The organism is Nonomuraea sp. NPDC003201 (genome assembly GCF_053590415.1).
In genome coordinates this window covers 1-18,844 of the sequence record NZ_JBSFTC010000035.1, presented here as the reverse complement: position 1 = coordinate 18,844, position 18,844 = coordinate 1, and the positions used below count along the sequence as shown (strand labels likewise).

Here is an 18,844-nt window from a genome sequence, read left to right as displayed (position 1 = left end):
GAGGGATGCCCGACTCGCGTTACTCCGACCTCGACCGCCCGCCGCTCTCCGAGGCGGCGCTCAACCGCGCGCTGGTCCGCCCCGGCTCCCTGTGGACCGGCATCACCGTCGTGGAGAGCACCGGCTCCACCAACGCCGACCTCGCCGAGGCCGCCCACGGCGGAGCCCCGGAGGGGACGGTGCTGGTGGCGGAGTCGCAGCTGGCGGGCCGCGGCCGGCTGGGCCGTACCTGGACGGCGCCGCCGCGCTCGGGCCTGACGTTCTCGATCCTCCTCAAACCGGACGTGCCCGCCACTGCGCAGGGCTGGCTGACGCTCCTGTACGGCGTCGCCGCCGCCTCCGCCCTGCGCCGCCTGGCCGAGGTGGACGTACGCGTGAAGTGGCCCAACGACCTGCTGATCGGCGAGCGCAAGCTGGCCGGGATCCTGGCCGAGCGGGCGGAGAGCGGCGTCGTCATCGGCATGGGCCTGAACGTGTCGCTCAGGCCGGAGGAGCTGCCCGTCGGGACGGCCACGTCGCTGGGCATCGAGGAGGCGGCCTGCATCGACCGCGACCCGCTGCTCAGGGCCGTGCTCAGGGAGGTCGAGAGCCACTACAGGGAATGGAGCGACGCGAAGGGCGACGCCGAGGCGTGCGGGCTGCGCCCGGCGTACCTGGCGGCCAGCGCCACGGTCGGGCGGCGGGTCAGGGTGGAGCTGCCGGGCCGGCAGGCGGTCACCGGGACGGCCACGGGGGTGGACCAGTTCGGGCACCTGCAGGTGGAGTCGGAGGGGGAGCGCTACACGCTGAGCGCGGGCGACGTCGTGCACGTCCGCCCGGCGGACTGACCTGATCCGCCGGGAGCGTAGCCGCCGCGGCGGCGATGGTGGCACGATTTGGCCATGACCCTTCCCGACCATCATCTGACGCAGGGTGAGCGGCGCATCCGGTCCTTCCATCCCCATTGGAAGCGACTCGTGCTCCCCTTCCTCGCGCTGGTTCTCGTCGTCGTGGCCGCGGGCGCGGCGATGTTCTTAATCCCCGGCGGCTGGGAGTACGCGTTCTACGCCAGGATCGCCGTCGTCGTCATCGGCCTCATCCTGCTGACGATCTGGTCGCTCGTCCCCTACCTGCGGTGGGTCAACACCGGCTACGTGCTCACCACCCACCGCTTCACGATCAGCACCGGCGTGCTCAACAAGTCGACCGACGAGATCCCGATCACCAAGGTCAACACGGTCAGCTCCGACCAGACGTTCTTCGAGCGCCTGCTCGGCTGCGGCACGCTGACCGTCGAGTCCGCGGGGGACCGGGGCGAGATCGTGCTGCGTGACATCCCCAAGATCCAGGACGTCCGCACCGACCTGTTCAGGCTCGTCGAGGACGCCTCCGACGGCGAGATCGACGGCCAGTGACCGCGTGAGCCGTCCCCCCGGCCGGCCGACCGCCGAAGAGATCGAGCGCCTGCTCGTCGGCTCGCCGGCCCGCTTCACGAAAGAGCAGGTCACGGCCAAGGCCGGGGTGTCGCAGGAGCTGGCCGAGCGCATCTGGCGGGCGCTCGGCTTCGCGCAGCGGGCCGACGGCGCCGTGGCGTTCACCGACGCCGACGCGGCGGCGCTGCGCCGGGTGCGCCGGATGCTCGACGGCGGCCTGCTCGACGAGCAGACCGTCATCCGCATGGCCCGCGCGCTCGGCCAGACCACGGCCCGGCTGGCGCAGTGGCAGGCCGAGATCATGATCGGCGCGATGCTGCCGCCGGAGCCCTCGGAGGACGACCTGGCCAAGGTGCTCGGGGCGGCGCAGGAGCTGATGCCCGACTTCGAGCAGGTGCTGGTGCACGTCTGGCGGGCCCAGCTCGCCGCCGCCGGCACCCGGCTGCTGGCCATCGCCGACGGCGGCGACGAGCTGGTGCCGACCCGGGTGGCGATGGCGGTGGGGTTCGCGGACCTGGTCTCGTTCACCAGGCGCAGCCGCGAGCTCGACGAGAAGGAGCTGGCCGAGCTGGTCGAGGGGTTCGAGGCGCGGGCCTCCGACGTGGTGGCCTCCCACGGCGCCCGGCTGGTCAAGACGCTGGGCGACGAGGTGCTGTTCACCGCCCCGAGCCCGGCCCAGGCCGCGGGGATCGCGCTCGACCTGGTCGAGTCGGGCGTCGAGCTGCGCGTCGGCCTGGCGTACGGGCCGGTCCTGCCCACCATGGGCGACGTCTTCGGCACCACCGTCAACCTGGCCGCCCGGCTCACCGCCATCGCCCGGCCGGGCACGATCCTGGTCGATTCCGCGCTGGCCGAAGGGCTGGAGGGGTTCGATCTGCACAAGATCAGGCGCCGGCCCGCGAGAGGGCTCGGCGTGGTCCAGCCCTATCTCTTGCGGAGATCATCCTCCTGACACAAGATGGCTGGCATGCCGTACGAAGTGCAGGGCGTCGTCGCCCGGGCCAAGGGTCAGGAAGTTTCGCTCGAGACGGTCGTGGTGCCGGACCCAGGTCCCGGCGAGGCGGTCGTCAACGTGCAGGCTTGCGGGGTCTGCCACACCGACCTGCACTATCGCGAGGGCGGGATCAACGACGACTTCCCGTTCCTGCTCGGCCACGAGGCCGCGGGCGTCGTCGAGGCGGTCGGCCCGGGTGTCACCGAGGTCGAGCCCGGTGACTTCGTGATCCTCAACTGGCGCGCGGTGTGCGGCCAGTGCCGCGCGTGCCTGCGCGGCCGCCCGTGGTACTGCTTCGCCACCCACAACGCCACGCAGAAGATGACGCTCAAGGACGGCACGGTGCTGTCGCCCGCGCTGGGCATCGGCGCGTTCCTGGAGAAGACGCTGGTCGCCGCGGGCCAGTGCACCAAGGTCTCCGCCGAGGCGCCCGCGCAGGTCGCGGGCCTGCTGGGCTGCGGCGTCATGGCGGGCATCGGCGCCGCGATCAACACCGGCGGCGTGGCGCGCGGCGACTCGGTCGCCGTCATCGGCTGCGGCGGCGTCGGCGACGCCGCGATCCTGGGCGCCTCGCTGGCCGGGGCCGTGAAGGTCATCGCCGTCGACGTGGACGACCGCAAGCTGGGCTGGGCGCGCGACTTCGGCGCCACCCACACCGTCAACTCCCGCGAGAGCGACCCGGTCGAGGCGATCCGCGACCTGACCGGCGGCTTCGGCGCCGACGTGGTCATCGAGGCGGTGGGCCGCCCCGAGACGTACAAGCAGGCCTTCTACGCCCGCGACCTGGCCGGCACGGTCGTGCTGGTCGGCGTCCCCACGCCGGACATGACGCTGGAGCTGCCGTTCCTCGACGTCTTCGGGCGCGGCGGCGCGCTGAAGTCCTCCTGGTACGGCGACTGCCTGCCCTCGCGCGACTTCCCGATGCTCATCGACCTGTTCCTGCAGAACCGGCTGCCGCTCGACAAGTTCGTCTCGGAGACGATCGGGATCGGGCAGGTCGAGGAGGCGTTCGCGAAGATGCACCGCGGCGAGGTGCTGCGTTCGGTGGTGACGTTCTAGATGATCGACAGGGTCATCACCTCGGGCACGTTCTCGCTGGACGGCGGCACCTGGGACGTCGACAACAACGTCTGGCTGGTCGGCGACGCCCGCGAGGTCGTCGTCATCGACGCCGCCCACGACGCCGCGACGATCGCCGAGCGGGTCGGCGGGCGCACGGTCAAGGCCATCGTCTGCACGCACGCGCACAACGACCACATCAACGCCGCCAAGCCCCTCGCCGACCGCACCGGGGCGCCCATCCGGCTGCACCCCGCCGACCAGGTGCTGTGGGAGCAGCAGTACGGGGCCGCGGCGTCGTACGAGCCGCTGGCCGACGGCGAGAAGATCGAGGTCGGCGGCATCGCGCTGGAGGTCGTCCACACCCCCGGCCACGCGCCCGGCGCGGTCTGCCTGTACGCCCCCGACCTCGGGGCCCTGTTCAGCGGCGACACGCTCTTCAAGGGCGGCCCGGGGGCGACCGGCCGGTCCTACAGCTCGTTCGACACGATCATCGACTCGATCAGGGAGCGGCTGCTGACCCTGCCGCCGGAGACCGTCGTGCACACGGGACACGGCGACTCCACCACGATCGGCGCGGAGGCACCTCACCTGGAGGAATGGATCACCCGAGGTGGATAGCGTGATGTGGCGGACCTAACATAGGCAAGCCTTACCGAAGTGAGGTAGCTTAGGTGTGCCTTACCTAAAGGTGCCCCCACTTCGCTCGCGAGAGGCCTGTCCCCGGATGTACGTGTGCATTTGTCGTGCTGTGACCGAAAACGAGGTGCACGACTGCATCGCCTCCGGGGCCAAGAGCGCGAAGCAGATTCGCGACACCACTGGTGCCGGTGGTGACTGTGCCCGATGTGTACGGAAGATCTGTGCAATCCTGAAACGGTCTGAAGAACTGACGACCGCATAGCGAGGGGCCCGTTTCATGCAGGGCGACAAGCAGATCATCGAGCTGCTCAACGAGCAGCTGACCGCCGAGCTCACCGCCATCAACCAGTATTTTCTGCACGCCAAGATGCAGGAGAACTGGGGCTACACGAAACTCGCCGAGCACACCCGTGCGGAGTCGATCGACGAGATGCGCCACGCGGAGCGTCTGACCGATCGCATCCTCTTCCTGGAGGGCCTGCCCAACTATCAACGCCTGGGCACCCTGCACATCGGCCAGACCGTGGAGGAGCAGCTCAGGGCGGACCTCGAGGTCGAGCTCTCAGTCGTGCAGCGCCTGCGCCCGGCGATCGCGCTCATGCGCGAGAAGGGCGACGTCACCTCGGCCCGGATCTTCGAGGAGATCCTGGAGGACGAGGAGGAGCACATCGACTATCTGGAGACGGAGCTCAGCCTCATCCGCAGCCTGGGCGAGCAGCTCTACCTGGCCCGCTACGCCGAACCGCCCTCGTCCGACGACTGAGCGGCCCTACTGAGCGGCCCTACTGATCGGCCCTGTGGCGCCGCAGGCGCCCCGTCCCCGGACGGGGCGCCTTCCCCTTACCTCCAGAGCCACGCCTGCTCTCCCGTGTCCCTGCACGTCCACTGGATGATCCACTTACCCTTCTTGCGCTCGCCCTTGCCGACCGCCAGGCACAGGCCGCTGGCCCGGTTGCGCAGGCGCTGCATGTCGTCGTAGATCCACTCCTGCTCGATCCCGCCGTCGGTGCACGGCCACTGGATCGCGTACTTGCCCTTGGCCTGGGAGCCGCGCGCGATCGCCAGGCACATGCCGGTCTTGGCGTTGACGAGCTTGCGCCCCTTGTAGATCCACTGCTGGTCCTTGTTGTCGGAGCAGGTCCACTGGATGACCTTCTTGCCGGCCTTGACCTCGCTCTTGCCCACGGCCAGGCAGAGGTCGGTGGCGCCGTTCATCAGCCGCCCGCTGGCCCCCGCCGAGGCGGGAGCGGCGGCCAGGGACAGCGCCAGGGCGGCGGTGGCGGCGACGGCGAACAATCTGGTGGGGGTGGCGTCCACGTCAGTGACCCTTTCCGTTGAGGTATTGATCACTGAGACGCGCGCGATTCCCGTTTTGTTGTGATCGGATCCCTTATGGGGTCAGCCCTGGGGCGAGCAGTCGGCGACGGTGGTCTCGAAGAGGACGTCCTCGTACACGCCGACCTTGTAGGTGATGAGGTCCAGGCAGCGGTTGAGATCGCTCATCTGGCGCAGCACGCGCTCCCGGTGCTCCAGCATGATGGTGAGGCGCTCCGCCTCGTTCCCGGTCCCGTTCCTGACGAGGTCGGTGTACTCCCGGATGGCGGGCAACGGCATCCCCGAGGCGCGCAGGATGACGCACGTGGCCAGCCAGTGCGCGTCCGCGTCGCTGTAGATCCGCCGCCCGCCCGGCCCGCGGCGCACGGGGTTGAGCAGGAGGCCCTCACGCTCGTAGAAGCGCAGCGTGTGCACGCTCAGCCCGGTGAGTTCGGCGAGCCGGCCGATGCTGATCTCCGATGACATGCCGCCCAGGATACGAGCCGGCTCTAGCTCCCCAGGATGGTGTAGGCCGTCCCGGCCTGGGCGTCCCAGCTCAGCGTGCCCCCGGAGCGCCGCGCTTCGCCGGGCGCTTGGCAGCGTCCGGCCAGGTCCGTCCGTACCGTGATCGGGCCCGAGCGCCCCACGTGCAGCGTGATCCGCTCGGCGGCGCCGTCCCGCCAGGAGACGTCCACCGTCACGTCGCCCCGGGCGCGCAGCCCGCGCACCGACCCCGTGGGCCAGGCGGAGGGCAGAGCGGGCAGTACGTGGATCTCGCCGTGCTGGCTCTGCACCAGCATTTCCGCCATGCCGGCGGAGGCCCCGAAATTTCCGTCGATCTGGAACGGCGGGTGCGTGTCCCACAGGTTGTCCAGCGTGGACGTTCTCAGCTGCTCGCTCAGCATCCGGTGCGCGTGGTCCCCGTCGAGCAGCCGAGCCCAGAAGTTGATCTTCCACGCCTTGCTCCACCCGGTGCCGCCGTCCCCGCGGGCGGTCAGCGACACCTTGGCCGCCTCGCCCTCGCGGCTGCCCGCGGCGATCTGCCGGCCGGGATGCAGGCCGAACAGGTGGGACACGTGCCGATGCGTGTTCTCCGGGTCGTCCCGGTCGGCCTTCCACTCCTGGAGCTGCCCCCAGGACCCGATCCGCAGCCCCGGGTCCAGCTTCGCCAGCGCGTCGCGTACCCGCCCGCCGAACTCGGCGTCCCCCAGGACGTCCGCGGCCTCCGCCACGTTCGTGAACAGGTCCCGGACGATCTGCTGGGACATCGACGCCCCGGCCGAGAAGTCCCCGTGCTCGGGGGAGTAACCGGGCGAGACGACCAGCGTCCCGTCACGGGGGTCGGTACGCAGGGTGTCCAGCCAGAACTCGGCCGCCCCCTTCATCACCGGATAGGCGGTCTCGCGGAGATATCCCGTGTCCGCGCTGAAGCGATAGCGGTCGTAGAGCTGCTGCGTGAGCCAGGCCCCGGCCTCCGGGAACCAGAACGACGTGGCCCAGTCGTGCACGCCGGTGAAGCCGAACGGGTTCGTCTCGTTGTGCACCAGCCACCCGCGCGCCCCGAACATCTCCCGCGCCGTGATCTCACCCGGCTTCACCAGGCCCGCGACATAGTCGACGTACGGCTGCGCCGTCTCGGCCAGGTTCGTCTGGTCGGCGAGCCAGTAGTTCATCTGCAGGTTGATGTTGACGTGGTAGTCGCCGGCCCAGGGCGGGGTGGTGGAGTCGTTCCAGACGCCCTGCAGGTTCGCGGGCAGCGATCCGGCCCGCGAGGAGGCGATCAGCAGATAGCGGCCGTAGGAGAAGAAGAGGGCTTCGAGCGCGCGGTCGTCGGCGGCGGCGCCCCCGGTGTAGGCCGCCCGGAGCCGGTCCGTCGGGACCGACGGCGTCCGCCGGCCGAGGTCCAGCCGTACGCGGTCGAACAGCTCCCCGTGGTCGGCCTGGTGGGCGCGGCGCAGGGCCTCGTACCCCTGGGCCACCGCCTGGTCCACGGCGGCGGTGACGGCCGCGTGCGGGTCCTGTCCGCGGTAGTCCGGATGGGCGGGGGCGTAGTCGGTGCCGGCGGACAGCACGAACACGGCGCTGTCGGCCCTGGTGACCGTGATCCGGTCGCTCCCGTCCGTACGGCTGCCGCCCTCCGTGACCACCCGCACCTGGGCCTCGAACGCCATCCCGTTGTCCGCGAGCCGCCCGCGGACCGTCAGCCGCCCGTCCGAGACGCTGACCCGCCCGTCCTCGTGCGGCGACGACACCCGGAGCGTGAACGACACCTGGCCCGCCCGATCGGCCGAGACCCGCCCGGCGATCACGTTCCCGGGGTGGCTGGCGAAGTACTCGCGCGAGTGCCGCACCCCGTCCGCCGTGTACGTCACCCTGGCCACGGCCTCGCTCAGGCTCAGCTCCCGGCGGTAGCCGGCGGGGGAGCCCGGCCGCGCGGCCAGGTCCAGCCAGAGGTCGCCGAAGGGCTGGTACGCGCCGAAGCCCGACTTCGGCTGCCCCAGCGCGGCCGCCACCTCCTCCGGCGCCATCCGCCCGTCGCGATCCAGCGCCTCCTGGACCTCGGCGAGCGCGTCGGGCCGGGGTGCGGTCCAGTCGCCGAAGTCGTACCCCTCCCGCGATCCCGGGCCGCCCGTCCACAGGCTCTTCTCGTTGAACTGGAGCCGCTCGGTGTCCGTCCCGCCGAACACCATCGCCCCGAGCGCGCCGTTCCCGATGGGTAACGCCTGCGTCTCCCAGTCGGTGGCCGGCCGGTCGTACCAGAGGGTCAGATCAGTCACGGGGGACAACGTTAACAACATTATTTCTTCCGGACGGCACGTGGCCGGGGGCGCCATTGCTTTCGTTTCTCGGTAATCGCGGTAATTTAATCCCGACTAACCGATATTTAGCCGCGTTTGCCCAGGTCAATGGATAGGTCAACTGCGAGTCAAACCGCGCGCTGTGCCCGGGAAACGATCGCTTAAGGTCCTACGATCGCTTCATGACCTGCGTACTTCTCGCCGAGGATGACACCTCGATCTCCGAGCCGCTCGCGCGTGCATTGCGCCGTGAGGGCTATCAGGTCGAGGTGAGCCCCGACGGCCCGCAAGCCCTGGAAAGGGCTCTGTCGGGCGGCATCGATCTCATCGTTCTTGACCTTGGACTGCCCGAAATGGACGGTTTGGAGGTGGCTCGTCGCATCCGGGCCGAGGGCCACGGCACTCCGGTCCTGATTCTCACCGCTCGCGTCGACGAGGTGGACACCGTCGTCGGCCTCGACGCCGGCGCGGACGACTACGTGACGAAGCCGTTCAGGCTGGCCGAGCTGCTCGCCCGGGTACGGGCGCTGCTCCGGCGCGGCACCTCCGAGACTCCGGTCGTCCAGGGCGTGCGTATAGACGCCGACTCCCGCCGCGCGTGGATGGGGGAAAAGGAGCTGCATCTGACAACGAAGGAATTCGACCTGCTGCGTGTGCTCGTCCGCGACGCCGGAAAGGTGGTCACGAGGGAGCAGATCATGCGCGAGGTCTGGGACACGAACTGGTGGGGTTCGACCAAGACCCTCGACATGCACATCTCCTGGCTACGCCGCAAACTCGGCGACGACGCCGCGAAACCGCGTTACATCACGACCGTCCGGGGAGTCGGCTTCCGGTTCGAACGCGAGTAGGAGATGCGCCGCCGACTGCTCTCCTCAACCCTGGTCGTCGCGGTCATCGCGGTTCTGCTGCTGGGGGTCCCCCTGGGTGTCGTCGTCAGCCGGCTGATCGTCGACGAGGCGGCTCAGGAGCTCGGGGCGGAGGCCAAGCGCCTCGTGGGAGAGGTCGAGTATGCCCGTGTCCAGGAGACGCCGCTCGACCCCCAGCAACTGGAGCAGAAGTATCCCGGCAGGTACATCCAGATCTGGGAACGCGGAACCCCCTTGCGGGTGACCGTGGTCGGCAGCGCACCGCCGTCCGGTCACCTGATGACCGAGGACGCGCAGACCAACACCGGCGTCTATGTCCGCATAAGTCGCGATCGCGACCAGGTTGAACAGGACGTACGGGCCCGGCTCCTGCTCATCGTGGCCCTGGCCGTCGCCGCCCTGGCGGTGGCCGTGAGCCTGGCCGTCGTACAGTCCCGGCGGCTGACGCTGCCCTTGCAGGACCTGGCGAAGATCGCCGAGCGGCTGGGCTCCGGAGACGCCCGGCCGAGCAAACACCGCTACGGCATTCCCGAACTCGACCGGGTGGCCCAAGTGCTCGACCGCAGCGCGACCCGCATCTCCGACCTGCTCACCCGCGAGCGGGAGTTCGCCACCGACGCCTCCCACCAGCTCCGAACCCCCTTGACCGGTCTCACCATGCGCCTGGAGGAGATCGTGTCGGCCGCGGACGAGCCGGAGGTCGTACGGGAGGAGGGCGAGGCGGCGATCGTGCAGGCGGAGCGGCTCACCGCCGTGATCGACGAGCTGCTGGCGGCGGCGCGGCGCCAGCGCCACGCCCAGGCCGAGCCGGTCGCCATCGACGACGTGATCATCCAGCAGATCAGGGAGTGGGAGCCGGTGTTCCGGGAGGCGGGGCGTACCCTGCGGCTCGAAGGCGCCCGCGGCCTGAAGGCGATGGCCACCACCGGCGGCTTCGGCCAGGTGATCGCGTCACTGCTGGAGAACTCCCTGCGCCACGGCGGCGGCGACGTCACCGTCACCTCGACCAGCGGCGACAACTACGTGGTGATCGAGGTCGCGGACGAGGGCCCGGGCATCGCCGACGAGATCGCCCCCAAGATCTTCGAGCGGAACGTCAGCGGCGGCGGAGGCACCGGTCTCGGGCTGACGCTCGCCCGCGCGCTGGCCGCGGCCGACGGCGGCAGACTGGAGCTGGTACGGCGCCGCCCGGCGACGTTCGCCATCTTCCTGCGTCCGGCCGAGGACGACGGCGCGAGGACCCGCGTGGTCAGCGGTCCTGCTTGACCCCGGTCTCGGGCAGCTCCATCGGGATGGGCTCGGTGGCCTCCAGGAACACCCACTTCTTGTACGACCAGTAGCGGAACAGCGTGCCGAGCCCCACGCCCACGATGTTGGCGATGTTGAAGCTGAGCGGGTCGTGCAGGTCGAGCGTGTAGGTGGTGAAGCCGATCGTCAGCATGCCGAACAGCAGCGCGATGCCGTTGAGCAGGAAGAACAGGAAGTATTCGCGCCTCAGCCCGCTCTGGTCGCGGTGCCGGAAGGTCCAGAAGCGGTTGCCGATGTAGGCGAAGGTCGTGGAGATCGTCGTCGCCACGACCTTGGAGGTCAGCGGGCCCCAGCCCAGGCCCACGTTGCAGAGGTTGAGGAGGCCGGTGTCGATCAGGAAGGCGACGGCCCCGATGCTGCCGAACTTGGCCAGTTCGTACACAAGGGAGGAGAACCGCTCGTAGAGGCGTCTGGCGAAGTCCACGTCTCTGCTCGGTCCCTTCCTTCGACGAGCCTGACCCAACTCAGCGTACCGGCCACCGTGTAGGCCCGACGTCAGGCTGGTGAACTTACCACTTAGAAATATCGTCCTATGCCCGGCATTTACGACAGTTGGGCATTACGCTGCGTTGCACATCGCCCGCGACCCGGCATGAGCGGGCGGAGCGGAACGCTGGGCGGTCGTGCCTGCGAAGGCGACCCGGAACGGCCGCCCAGCCCGGGGAGTCCGGGAAAGTCGTTCCGTCCCGGTAAGCTCACCTGGCGTGAGTTCCTACAGCCCCATCGGGCCGGTCGTCGGCATCGTCGGCGCAGGCCAGCTGGCCAGGATGTCGCAGCCGCCGGCCATCGCGCTCGGCGTCGAGCTGCGGGTGCTGGCCAACTCTCCGGAGGAGAGCGCCGCACGAGTGATCGTCGACACGCGCGTCGGAGATTACCGCGATCTGGACGATCTGCGCGAGTTCGCCAAGGGCTGCGACGCGATCACGTTCGACCACGAACACGTGCCCACCGAGCACATCCGAGCCCTGACCGAGGCCGGCCACTCCGTGCACCCCGGGGCCGACGCGCTCGTGCACGCCCAGGACAAGGCCGTCATGCGCGAGCGGCTGACCGCGATCGGCGTGCCGTGCCCGGCGTGGGCGCGGGTGTCGTCGCCCGAAGAGGCCACGCGCTTCGCGGAGCAGCACGGCTGGCCGATGGTCCTGAAGTCGGTGCGCGGCGGCTACGACGGCCGCGGCGTGTGGGTGTGCCGGTCGGCCGAGGAGGTCGCGGAGGCGTTCGCGACCGGGGCCGAGCTGCTCGCGGAGGCGTTCGTGCCGTTCGAGCGGGAGCTGGCGGTGCTGGTCGCCCGCTCGCCGCACGGGCAGGGCGTCAGCTACCCGGTCGTGGAGACCGTGCAGCAGGACGGCATCTGCGTGGAGGTCATCGCGCCCGCTCCCGGGCTGGACCCCGAGGACTCCGCGCAGGCGCAGCGCATCGGCCTGAGGATCGCCCACGAGCTCGGCGTGACCGGGCTGCTCGCGGTCGAGCTCTTCGACACGCCGAACGGGCTCGTGGTCAACGAGCTGGCCATGCGCCCGCACAACAGCGGCCACTGGACCATCGAGGGCTCGACGACGTCGCAGTTCGAGCAGCATCTGAGGGCGGTGCTGGACCTGCCGCTCGGCTCGCCCAAGATGACCGCCCAGGTCGTCGTCATGGCCAACCTGCTCGGCGGCGAGGAGCCCGACCTCGTCAAGCGCTACGAGCACGTGCTGGCCCACGATCCGGGCATCAAGCTGCACTTCTACGGCAAAGAGGTGCGCCCCGGCCGCAAGATCGGCCACGTGACGGCCCTCGGCTCCAACCTCGACGAGGTACGCGCCCGCGCCCGCCACGCCGCCGTCTACCTCACCACCGGGGAGTACACGTGAGTATCGGGATTGTCATGGGGAGCGACTCCGACTGGCCGGTCATGAAGGCCGCCGCGGAGGCGGTCGCCGAGTTCGGCGTGCCCTTCGAGGCGGACGTGGTCTCGGCGCACCGCATGCCGACCGAGATGATCGACTACGGCCGCCAGGCCGCCTCCCGGGGCCTCCAGGTGATCATCGCCGGGGCCGGGGGAGCCGCGCACCTGCCCGGCATGCTGGCCTCCGTCACGCCGCTGCCGGTGATCGGGGTGCCGGTGCCGCTGAAGTACCTCGACGGGATGGACTCGCTGCTGTCGATCGTCCAGATGCCCGCCGGGGTGCCGGTGGCGACGGTGGCGGTCGGCGGGGCCCGCAACGCGGGGCTGCTGGCCGTACGCATCCTGGCCGCGTCCGACCCCGGGCTGCGGGAGCGGATGGAGGAGTTCCAGGCGCGGTTGAAGGAGCAGGCGTACGCCAAGGGCGAGAAGCTCCGCGCGGAGGCCGCGAACCTCGGGTCGTGACGGGGGTCCGCCTACGGCGGCCACGGCTCCTGATGGGGGGGTGCGCCTACGGTGGCCGAGGGTCGTGATGGGGGTGCGCCTACGGCGGCCGGGGGCTGTCGTAGGCGGGGGATAGGTCCGTCGAGGGCGGGGGCCGGTAGGTCTTAGGCGGGGGATAGATCCGTCAGGGGCGGCCGAGGGCGCGGTAGTGCCATCCGGCGGACCGCCACGTCTCGGCATTCAGGGCATTACGCCCGTCCACGATGCGCCGGGTCGCCACCACGGCTCCCAGCTCCTCGGGGTCGAGCTCCACGAACTCCTGCCACTCGGTGAGCAGCAGCACCACGTGCGCTCCCCGTACCGCGTCCAGGGCTGATTCGCCGTAGTTCAGCTCGGGGTGAGCCTTACGGGCGTTGTCGAGCGCGATGGGGTCGTACACGGTGACCTGTCCGCCCTGGTGGCCGATGGTCACGGCGACGTCCAGCGCGGGGGAGTCGCGGATGTCGTCCGAGTTCGGCTTGAACGCGGCGCCCAGCACGCCCACGGTGCACCCGTGGAACGAGCCCCCGGCCAGCTCCCTGGCCAGATCGACCATGCGGGCGCGCCGCCGCAGGTTGATGGCGTCCACCTCGCGCAGGAACGTCAGCGCCTGGTCCGCTCCCAGCTCCCCGGCCCGCGCCATGAACGCCCTGATGTCCTTGGGCAGGCAGCCGCCGCCGAACCCGAGGCCCGCGTTCAGGTAACGTCCGCCGATCCGGTCGTCGTACGACAGCGCCTCCGACAGCTGCTTGACGTCGGCGTGCGCGGCCTCGCAGACCTCGGCCATCGCGTTGATGAACGAGATCTTGGTGGCCAGGAACGCGTTCGCGGCCGTCTTGACCAGCTCGGACGTGGCGAAATCGGTCACCACGAACGGAACCTCGCCCAGCGGCTCGTACACCTCGCGCAGCACCTTCTCCGCTCGCTCGGTGCGAACGCCGACCACGATGCGATCCGGGTGCATGGTGTCCTGAACCGCGAACCCCTCCCGCAGGAACTCGGGGTTCCAGGCCAGCTCGGCCTGCCCACCGGCGGGCGCGAGGCGGGTGAGCTTGTCCGCGAGCCGCTCGGCGGTGCCGACGGGCACGGTGGACTTGCCCACGACCAGGCACTGGCGGTCGAGGAACGGGGCGAGGGACTCGATCGCGTTGTCCATGTACGTGACGTCCGCAGCATATTCGCCGCGTTTCTGGGGAGTGCCTACGCAGACGAAGTGCACGTCGCCGAAGGCGGCGGCTTCCTCGTACGAGGTGGTGAAGCGGAGGCGGCCGGATTCGAGCCCGCGGCGGAGCACAGGCTCGAGCCCGGGCTCGTGGATCGGGAGCTCCCCTTGGTTGAGGCTGCGGATCTTGTCGGCGTCGATATCAAGGCCCAGGACGTCGAATCCGAGATCAGCCATGCACGCCGCATGGGTGATGCCCAGGTATCCGGTCCCGATCACCGTGAGGCGATATGGCACGAGTGAGCTCCTTTCGATCGCGCAGGCATGCTACCGGCCCTAGCTACCTCGTACGTGCCACCTGCACCTCTTCGCAAACCGTACCGACTAGTAACAAGAAGGTCGGACCGAGGCCAAAAGGCGCGGTCCTCGCTCGGGGGCGCTACGCGCGGAGGGCTCGGGCTGTGACGTTGGGGGGCGCCACCCCCAAACCCCAGCTAAAACCCGCTTCGCCGACTCGTTGAGTGCGCGAGCCATAAAGAGAAGCACGGCCAAGGGCAACGTGCTGAGGCCACCACGAGGTCCTGTTCGTGAGCTCAGGGGGATGGGACCGGTCCGAGCTCAGTCCTTTGCCACGAGACCGACGTCGAACCGCACCTCGACCTCATCGCTCAGCTTGAGCGCGCCGAAGAACGCGGAATACGGTCGAATCCCCCACCGGGACTGCACGATGGCCGCCGAGCCCCGTACGCGGTCATCGGCGACCATGCCCTGGACCGTCACCAGCCGGGTCACCCCGACGATGGTGAGGTCGCCCTCGACGTGGAACGACTCCGCGGTCCCGTCGACCCGCGTCGATCGGAAGGTGATCGTCGGATGGCGGTCGGTGTGCAGGATCTTCTCCCGGATGGTTCGCTCGATCTCCTCGCGGTCGGAGTCCGTGAGCGGCTTGATGCCGCCGGTCCCCGTCCGGACTTCGAGCGACCCCGCGTCGACCTCGATGGTCAGCGAGGAGTTGGCCGGGGCGGCGGTGTCGATTGTGGCGTCGCCGCTCCAGCGCGTGACCTCGATGGTGAGATCGTGGCCGGCCTTGGCGCCCAGTCCGGTGCGGGTCGTGTGGATGAGGAGCCGGCCGGAATCGGGTCCGAACGTGTAGCTACCAGCGGTAATGCTCACCTTGCCAGGCTAACTCGCACCACGCGTCCGCCTTCCCACCGAGGGGCGTGTCCGCCGCCCTGGCGAAAACTTACTGGCAGGTGGTGGAGATGCCGCCGCGTCCCCAGGTGCAGCCGTCGATCTTCTTGAGGTCGCTGCTCCGGTAGAGGCCGGCCGTGTCCCCGTCGTTGTTCCAGACGTACCACTTGCGACCCCAGTACAGGGTGGTCGAGGTGTTGCTTCCCTGGCCCGAGCGTACGGTCACTGATTTGCCGGGCTTGAGGGTGAAGCTGGGGAATCGGTACTTGTAGCCGGTCTCGTCCCGCAGGATCCAGTTCTCGAGCTGGATGTTTCGCCTGCTCATGTTGCGCAGCACCGCGTATTCGCCGTTGAGAGAGACGTTGCCGCCCCGGTCGGACCCTGGCGAGTCGTAGTAGACCTTGACGATCTGAACGATCGGGGTCGCGGCCTGGGCGGGTGTACCGGTCGACGGCAGGACCACGGCGGCGACGCCGATCGTTGCGAGGAGACGCTTGAGCACTGCGGGCTCCATATGGCTAGAGATGGAACGTGACATCAGTGGGACGACTGCTGTGGTTGCCGGGTTGGCGATCAACGGCGTCCGCATCCGGCCAATCTCGCGAAAGGCGCTCCGCGTCCGGCTCCGGCTTGCGTAAGGCGCTCCGCGTCCGGCTGTCTTGCGTAAGGCGCTCTGCATTCGGCCATGTCGCGAATGTCCCGCATGTCCCTATGTCACCATGCGCCACCATTTGCACACTCTTGGCAGATCAACTACGGTCCCTGACTACTGTCAGCCGCGCATGTGTGGAGTGATCAAGTGAAGAACCGTAGAACGGGGACCGGCGCCGCCCTCACCGCAGCCGTGACCGTGGCCGTCCTGGGCTTCACCACCGCGTCACCGGCCTACGCGTCCCCCGGCACCCCGACTCCCACCCCCACCCCGTCCCCCTCGTCCTCCGTCGCCGCAACACCCAAGGGGCTCTTCACGCCTCTGAAGTACCAGCTCAACCTCAAGGGCCAGCGCCAGGAGACCAACTACTTCTGCGTCCCCGCCTCGTCGTCCATGAGCCTGTCGACTTTCGGCGTCAACGTCAGCCAGTCGACCCTCGCCAAGAAGATGAAGACCACGGCCGCCGCCGGAACCAAGGGCGTGAACGCGCTGCCGGTGGTCAACGCCTACCTCAAGTCGCGCGGCTACAAGGTCACGAGCCCCACCGACGCGGACGGCAACGCGGTCGTGCTCATGAACCGGGTCTCCGGCAACATCGGGGACCTGCGCCGGGCGCCGGTGCTCGCGGTGTGGATGGAGCAGCTGCCCTGGAACAAGGGCAAGATCAAGGGCACCAGGGTCGGCCACGCCATCATCGCCTACGGTTACGACAAGACGGCGGGCACCGTCACCGTGTACGACCCGTGGAAGCCGACCGGCGGCACCCACACCATCAAGACCTCCGTCCTGGCCGCCATCCTCCAGCCGGGCGGCAACATGTACTACATCTCCAAGCTCTGAGGCGACGCGGGCGGGCCGTGCGCCCAAGGCCGGGAGCGGAAGGGGTACGTACGGGATGAGCGGGGACCCCGCGACCGGGATGCTGCATCACGTCGAGATCTGGGTGCCCGACCTGCCGCGAGCCGTCGCGAGCTGGCAGTGGCTGCTGGAGGCGCTCGGCTACACCCTGTACCAGGACTGGGAGCACGGCCGCAGCTGGCGGCTGGGGGCCACGTACCTGGTGCTGGAGCAGTCGCCCGCCCTCAGCGCCGGCCGGCACGACCGCTGCCGCCCCGGGCTGAACCATCTGGCCTTCCACGTGGGAAGCCGCGCCGAGGTGGACGCGCTGGCCGAGCGGGCGCCCGCGAACGGCTGGACGCTCATGTTCCCCGATCGCCACCCGTACGCGGGCGGGGAGCGGCACTACGCGGCCTATCTGGAGGATGGGGACGGCTTCGAGATCGAGCTGGTCGCGCTCGGCGCCTCAGGGTGACCAGGGGTTCCGGTAAGAAGCGAGCGGCACTGCCCAGGTCACCATCACGACCCTGTCGGGGTCGAAGGCGGCGGTCGCCCGCGTTCTGGCAGGCCGAAGCCACTCAGCGCAGTACGGCCGTCATCAGGTCGGCGCCCAGCGCCATCAGATCGGGGAGATTGAGGGTGTGACGGACGTACCGACCGTGCCGCCGGGCCGTGAGCAGGCCCGCGCGGCGCAGGACAGCGAGGTGGCGGGAAACCTCCGGGGGTGAGAGTTCCCAGGCGTGGGCCAGTTCACCGGTGGTGTGCGGGCCGCGGGCCAGGGTGCGCAGCAGCCGCAGCCGTACCGGATGTGCGAGTGCCTCCAGCCGTAGTGTGACCGTTTCCAGCGATATCGGCTCTGATGGACCTGCCTCGGCCACGGGGTACTGCACCACTGGCTGCCACCCGGGCGCGTGGACCACCACCAGGTGCGGGTGGCCGAAGACGCTGGGGAGGAAGGTGACCCCGGTGTCGTGGGCGGCGGTCGCCTTGTCCTGCAGTTTGTCCAGGATGATGCAGTTGCCGTCCTGTGCCAGGGTGACGGCGCTGGAGACCGATGCGAGCGCCGCCTCGATGCCCTGGCGCTTCAGCAGGTCGTTCTTCACGCGCAGGTCGGTGGCGAGTCGCACGGCGACGCCCGCCCAGGCGGCGTCGAAGAAGGCCTCGGCGCACTGTTCGAGGGTGTGGCGCACCCGCGCCCGCACGGCGGCCGGGTCCGTGAGCAGCCGTTCCGCGAAGGCCTCTTGGAGCGCGCCGCGGGCCTGGGCCAGGTCCAGGGCCCGCTCGCGCGCCGTCGCGTCGGTGAGCGGCGACGGCGCGGCGAAGTGGACCCGGTTGCTGCCGCACGTGGTGATGAGCGCGGCGGTCACATAGGTTTCATCGTCGATCCGGTCCACATCGTCCAGTTCCTCGGCGAGGGTCGGCCGAGGACGAGCGGGGACCAGAAAGTCGGCTCGTGAGGAACGCCAGAGGAACTCCGCCTCCCGCAACCGCTCGGCCAGCTCCGGCCGCAGCCCAGCCCAGACGTCCCCGGCCCAGCCGGCGAGCTGCGGGTGATGCCCGGGTTCGGCCAGCACGTGCAGCATCGCGGTCAGCTCGGCCAGCGGGGAGGCGGCGAACCGCAGTCGCCCGGACGGCATCCCGCTGATGTCGATCCTCAACGTCATCCCCTCATCATCGCTGGTCGGATGGCCGACGACCGCGTCGGTTGACGGTGTCCGTCAACCGACACAGTCGGCCCGGCGGCCGAACGCACTGTTGACGCCATGGCAACCACCACCAAGATCCGGCCCCGCGCCCTCGTCCGTGCCTCCGGAGGCCCCCGCTATGCCGTCGCTCTGGGCGTGGACGCGCTCGGCACCGGCCTGCTGCGGCCCTTCCTGCTGCTCTACGGGGTGACTGTGCTGAGGCTGTCCGCGCCGGCCACCGGCATCGCCATGACGGTGGGCGTCGTCGTGGGTCTGGTGTGCATGCCCGCGGTGGGCCGATGGTTGGACCGGGGCGCACGCAGCACGGTCGTGGCGGCGTCGATGCTGGTGCGGGTGCTGGGCGTGGCGCTGCTGCTGGCCACCCCGGCGGGGAACGTCTGGCTGTTCGCGACGGCGGCGCTCTTCCTCGGCATCGGCAACCAGGCATGGCCGGCCGCCCACGCAGCTCTCGTGGCCACGGTCGCCCACGGCCGGGAACGCGACGCCGCTCTCGCGGGAGGCCGCGCCCTGCGCAACGCCGGCCTGGGCGCGG

At 69.9% G+C, this 18,844-nt stretch carries 22 protein-coding genes; 14 read left to right on the top strand and 8 right to left on the bottom strand.

Going from position 1 to position 18,844, the window contains the following annotated elements; genetic code table 11:
• Positions 1-5 precede the first annotated feature (5 nt).
• From ACWDX9_RS16235 to bfr, 7 genes are all read left to right on the top strand, one after another.
• Positions 6-827 carry a biotin--[acetyl-CoA-carboxylase] ligase gene (locus tag ACWDX9_RS16235; RefSeq protein ID WP_449954148.1) on the top strand — a complete coding sequence of 274 codons (822 nt, stop codon included), beginning with the start codon at positions 6-8 and terminating at the stop codon, positions 825-827.
• A gap of 54 nt (positions 828-881) precedes the next feature.
• The gene (locus ACWDX9_RS16230; protein WP_363962422.1) at positions 882-1,394 is read left to right on the top strand and encodes a PH domain-containing protein; all 513 of its coding nucleotides are present in this window, start codon (positions 882-884) and stop codon (positions 1,392-1,394) included.
• A gap of 4 nt (positions 1,395-1,398) precedes the next feature.
• Positions 1,399-2,364 carry an adenylate cyclase regulatory domain-containing protein gene (locus ACWDX9_RS16225; protein WP_449954144.1) on the top strand — a complete coding sequence of 322 codons (966 nt, stop codon included), beginning with the start codon at positions 1,399-1,401 and terminating at the stop codon, positions 2,362-2,364.
• Positions 2,365-2,379: 15 nt separating this feature from the next.
• Positions 2,380-3,465 carry an S-(hydroxymethyl)mycothiol dehydrogenase gene (locus tag ACWDX9_RS16220; protein WP_449954141.1) on the top strand — a complete coding sequence of 362 codons (1,086 nt, stop codon included), beginning with the start codon at positions 2,380-2,382 and terminating at the stop codon, positions 3,463-3,465.
• Entirely contained in the window at positions 3,466-4,086 is a 621-nt protein-coding gene (locus ACWDX9_RS16215) for an MBL fold metallo-hydrolase (RefSeq protein WP_350728333.1), read from the top strand.
• Positions 4,087-4,192: 106 nt separating this feature from the next.
• Entirely contained in the window at positions 4,193-4,369 is a 177-nt protein-coding gene (locus tag ACWDX9_RS16210) for a (2Fe-2S)-binding protein (RefSeq protein ID WP_138669932.1), read from the top strand.
• A 15-nt stretch (positions 4,370-4,384) separates the two neighbouring features.
• On the top strand, positions 4,385-4,870 hold the full coding sequence (gene bfr, locus ACWDX9_RS16205) for a bacterioferritin (protein WP_355190676.1): 486 nt from the start codon (positions 4,385-4,387) through the stop codon (positions 4,868-4,870).
• A 77-nt stretch (positions 4,871-4,947) separates the two neighbouring features.
• Here the strand turns inward: bfr and ACWDX9_RS16200 are convergent, their stop codons facing one another.
• From ACWDX9_RS16200 to ACWDX9_RS16190, 3 genes are all read right to left on the bottom strand, one after another.
• Entirely contained in the window at positions 4,948-5,424 is a 477-nt protein-coding gene (locus tag ACWDX9_RS16200) for an RICIN domain-containing protein (protein ID WP_449954139.1), read from the bottom strand.
• An 81-nt stretch (positions 5,425-5,505) separates the two neighbouring features.
• On the bottom strand, positions 5,506-5,907 hold the full coding sequence (locus tag ACWDX9_RS16195) for a MerR family transcriptional regulator (RefSeq protein WP_449954136.1): 402 nt from the start codon (positions 5,905-5,907) through the stop codon (positions 5,506-5,508).
• A 23-nt stretch (positions 5,908-5,930) separates the two neighbouring features.
• The gene (locus tag ACWDX9_RS16190) at positions 5,931-8,198 is read right to left on the bottom strand and encodes a glycoside hydrolase family 95 protein (RefSeq protein ID WP_449954134.1); all 2,268 of its coding nucleotides are present in this window, start codon (positions 8,196-8,198) and stop codon (positions 5,931-5,933) included.
• A 203-nt stretch (positions 8,199-8,401) separates the two neighbouring features.
• Here ACWDX9_RS16190 and ACWDX9_RS16185 point away from each other — a divergent pair, with 203 nt between their 5' ends.
• Both ACWDX9_RS16185 and ACWDX9_RS16180 read left to right on the top strand, forming a co-directional pair.
• Positions 8,402-9,070, top strand: coding sequence for a response regulator transcription factor (locus ACWDX9_RS16185; RefSeq protein WP_043620820.1), 669 nt, complete (start codon positions 8,402-8,404; stop codon positions 9,068-9,070).
• 3 nt (positions 9,071-9,073) lie between these two features.
• Positions 9,074-10,354: an ATP-binding protein gene (locus ACWDX9_RS16180; protein WP_449954131.1), complete on the top strand. Its 1,281-nt coding sequence runs from the start codon at positions 9,074-9,076 to the stop codon at positions 10,352-10,354.
• On the opposite strand, the gene ACWDX9_RS16175 is transcribed toward ACWDX9_RS16180, so the two are convergent.
• Positions 10,338-10,820 carry a GtrA family protein gene (locus ACWDX9_RS16175; protein WP_364243097.1) on the bottom strand — a complete coding sequence of 161 codons (483 nt, stop codon included), beginning with the start codon at positions 10,818-10,820 and terminating at the stop codon, positions 10,338-10,340. The two genes, ACWDX9_RS16180 and ACWDX9_RS16175, sit on opposite strands and share 17 nt — an antisense overlap.
• 280 nt (positions 10,821-11,100) lie before the next feature.
• On the opposite strand from ACWDX9_RS16175, the gene ACWDX9_RS16170 reads away from it, so the two are divergent.
• Positions 11,101-12,249 (top strand): 5-(carboxyamino)imidazole ribonucleotide synthase, encoded by a 1,149-nt coding sequence (locus ACWDX9_RS16170; protein ID WP_449954129.1) that lies wholly within the window; start codon positions 11,101-11,103, stop codon positions 12,247-12,249.
• Positions 12,250-12,263: 14 nt separating this feature from the next.
• Complete coding sequence (gene purE / locus ACWDX9_RS16165; RefSeq protein ID WP_192794048.1) at positions 12,264-12,746, top strand: 5-(carboxyamino)imidazole ribonucleotide mutase; 483 nt, start codon at positions 12,264-12,266, stop codon at positions 12,744-12,746.
• 163 nt (positions 12,747-12,909) lie between these two features.
• Here purE and ACWDX9_RS16160 read toward each other — a convergent pair whose 3' ends face one another.
• From ACWDX9_RS16160 to ACWDX9_RS16150, 3 genes are all read right to left on the bottom strand, one after another.
• Positions 12,910-14,223 (bottom strand): UDP-glucose dehydrogenase family protein, encoded by a 1,314-nt coding sequence (locus ACWDX9_RS16160; RefSeq protein ID WP_397371231.1) that lies wholly within the window; start codon positions 14,221-14,223, stop codon positions 12,910-12,912.
• 321 nt (positions 14,224-14,544) lie between these two features.
• Entirely contained in the window at positions 14,545-15,099 is a 555-nt protein-coding gene (locus ACWDX9_RS16155; RefSeq protein ID WP_449954127.1) for a YceI family protein, read from the bottom strand.
• A 70-nt stretch (positions 15,100-15,169) separates the two neighbouring features.
• Positions 15,170-15,619, bottom strand: a complete 450-nt coding sequence (locus ACWDX9_RS16150; protein ID WP_449954124.1) for a lamin tail domain-containing protein — start codon at positions 15,617-15,619, stop codon at positions 15,170-15,172.
• Positions 15,620-15,916: 297 nt separating this feature from the next.
• Between ACWDX9_RS16150 and ACWDX9_RS16145 the strand changes: the two genes are divergently transcribed.
• Both ACWDX9_RS16145 and ACWDX9_RS16140 read left to right on the top strand, forming a co-directional pair.
• The gene (locus tag ACWDX9_RS16145; RefSeq protein WP_449954122.1) at positions 15,917-16,609 is read left to right on the top strand and encodes a C39 family peptidase; all 693 of its coding nucleotides are present in this window, start codon (positions 15,917-15,919) and stop codon (positions 16,607-16,609) included.
• Positions 16,610-16,664: 55 nt separating this feature from the next.
• Positions 16,665-17,081, top strand: coding sequence for a VOC family protein (locus ACWDX9_RS16140; RefSeq protein ID WP_449954120.1), 417 nt, complete (start codon positions 16,665-16,667; stop codon positions 17,079-17,081).
• Between the two features lie 103 nt (positions 17,082-17,184).
• Here the strand turns inward: ACWDX9_RS16140 and ACWDX9_RS16135 are convergent, their stop codons facing one another.
• Positions 17,185-18,270 (bottom strand): DUF5937 family protein, encoded by a 1,086-nt coding sequence (locus tag ACWDX9_RS16135; protein ID WP_449954117.1) that lies wholly within the window; start codon positions 18,268-18,270, stop codon positions 17,185-17,187.
• A gap of 99 nt (positions 18,271-18,369) precedes the next feature.
• On the opposite strand from ACWDX9_RS16135, the gene ACWDX9_RS16130 reads away from it, so the two are divergent.
• A partial coding sequence (locus tag ACWDX9_RS16130) for an MFS transporter (protein ID WP_449954114.1) occupies positions 18,370-18,844 on the top strand: 475 nt, incomplete at its 3' end.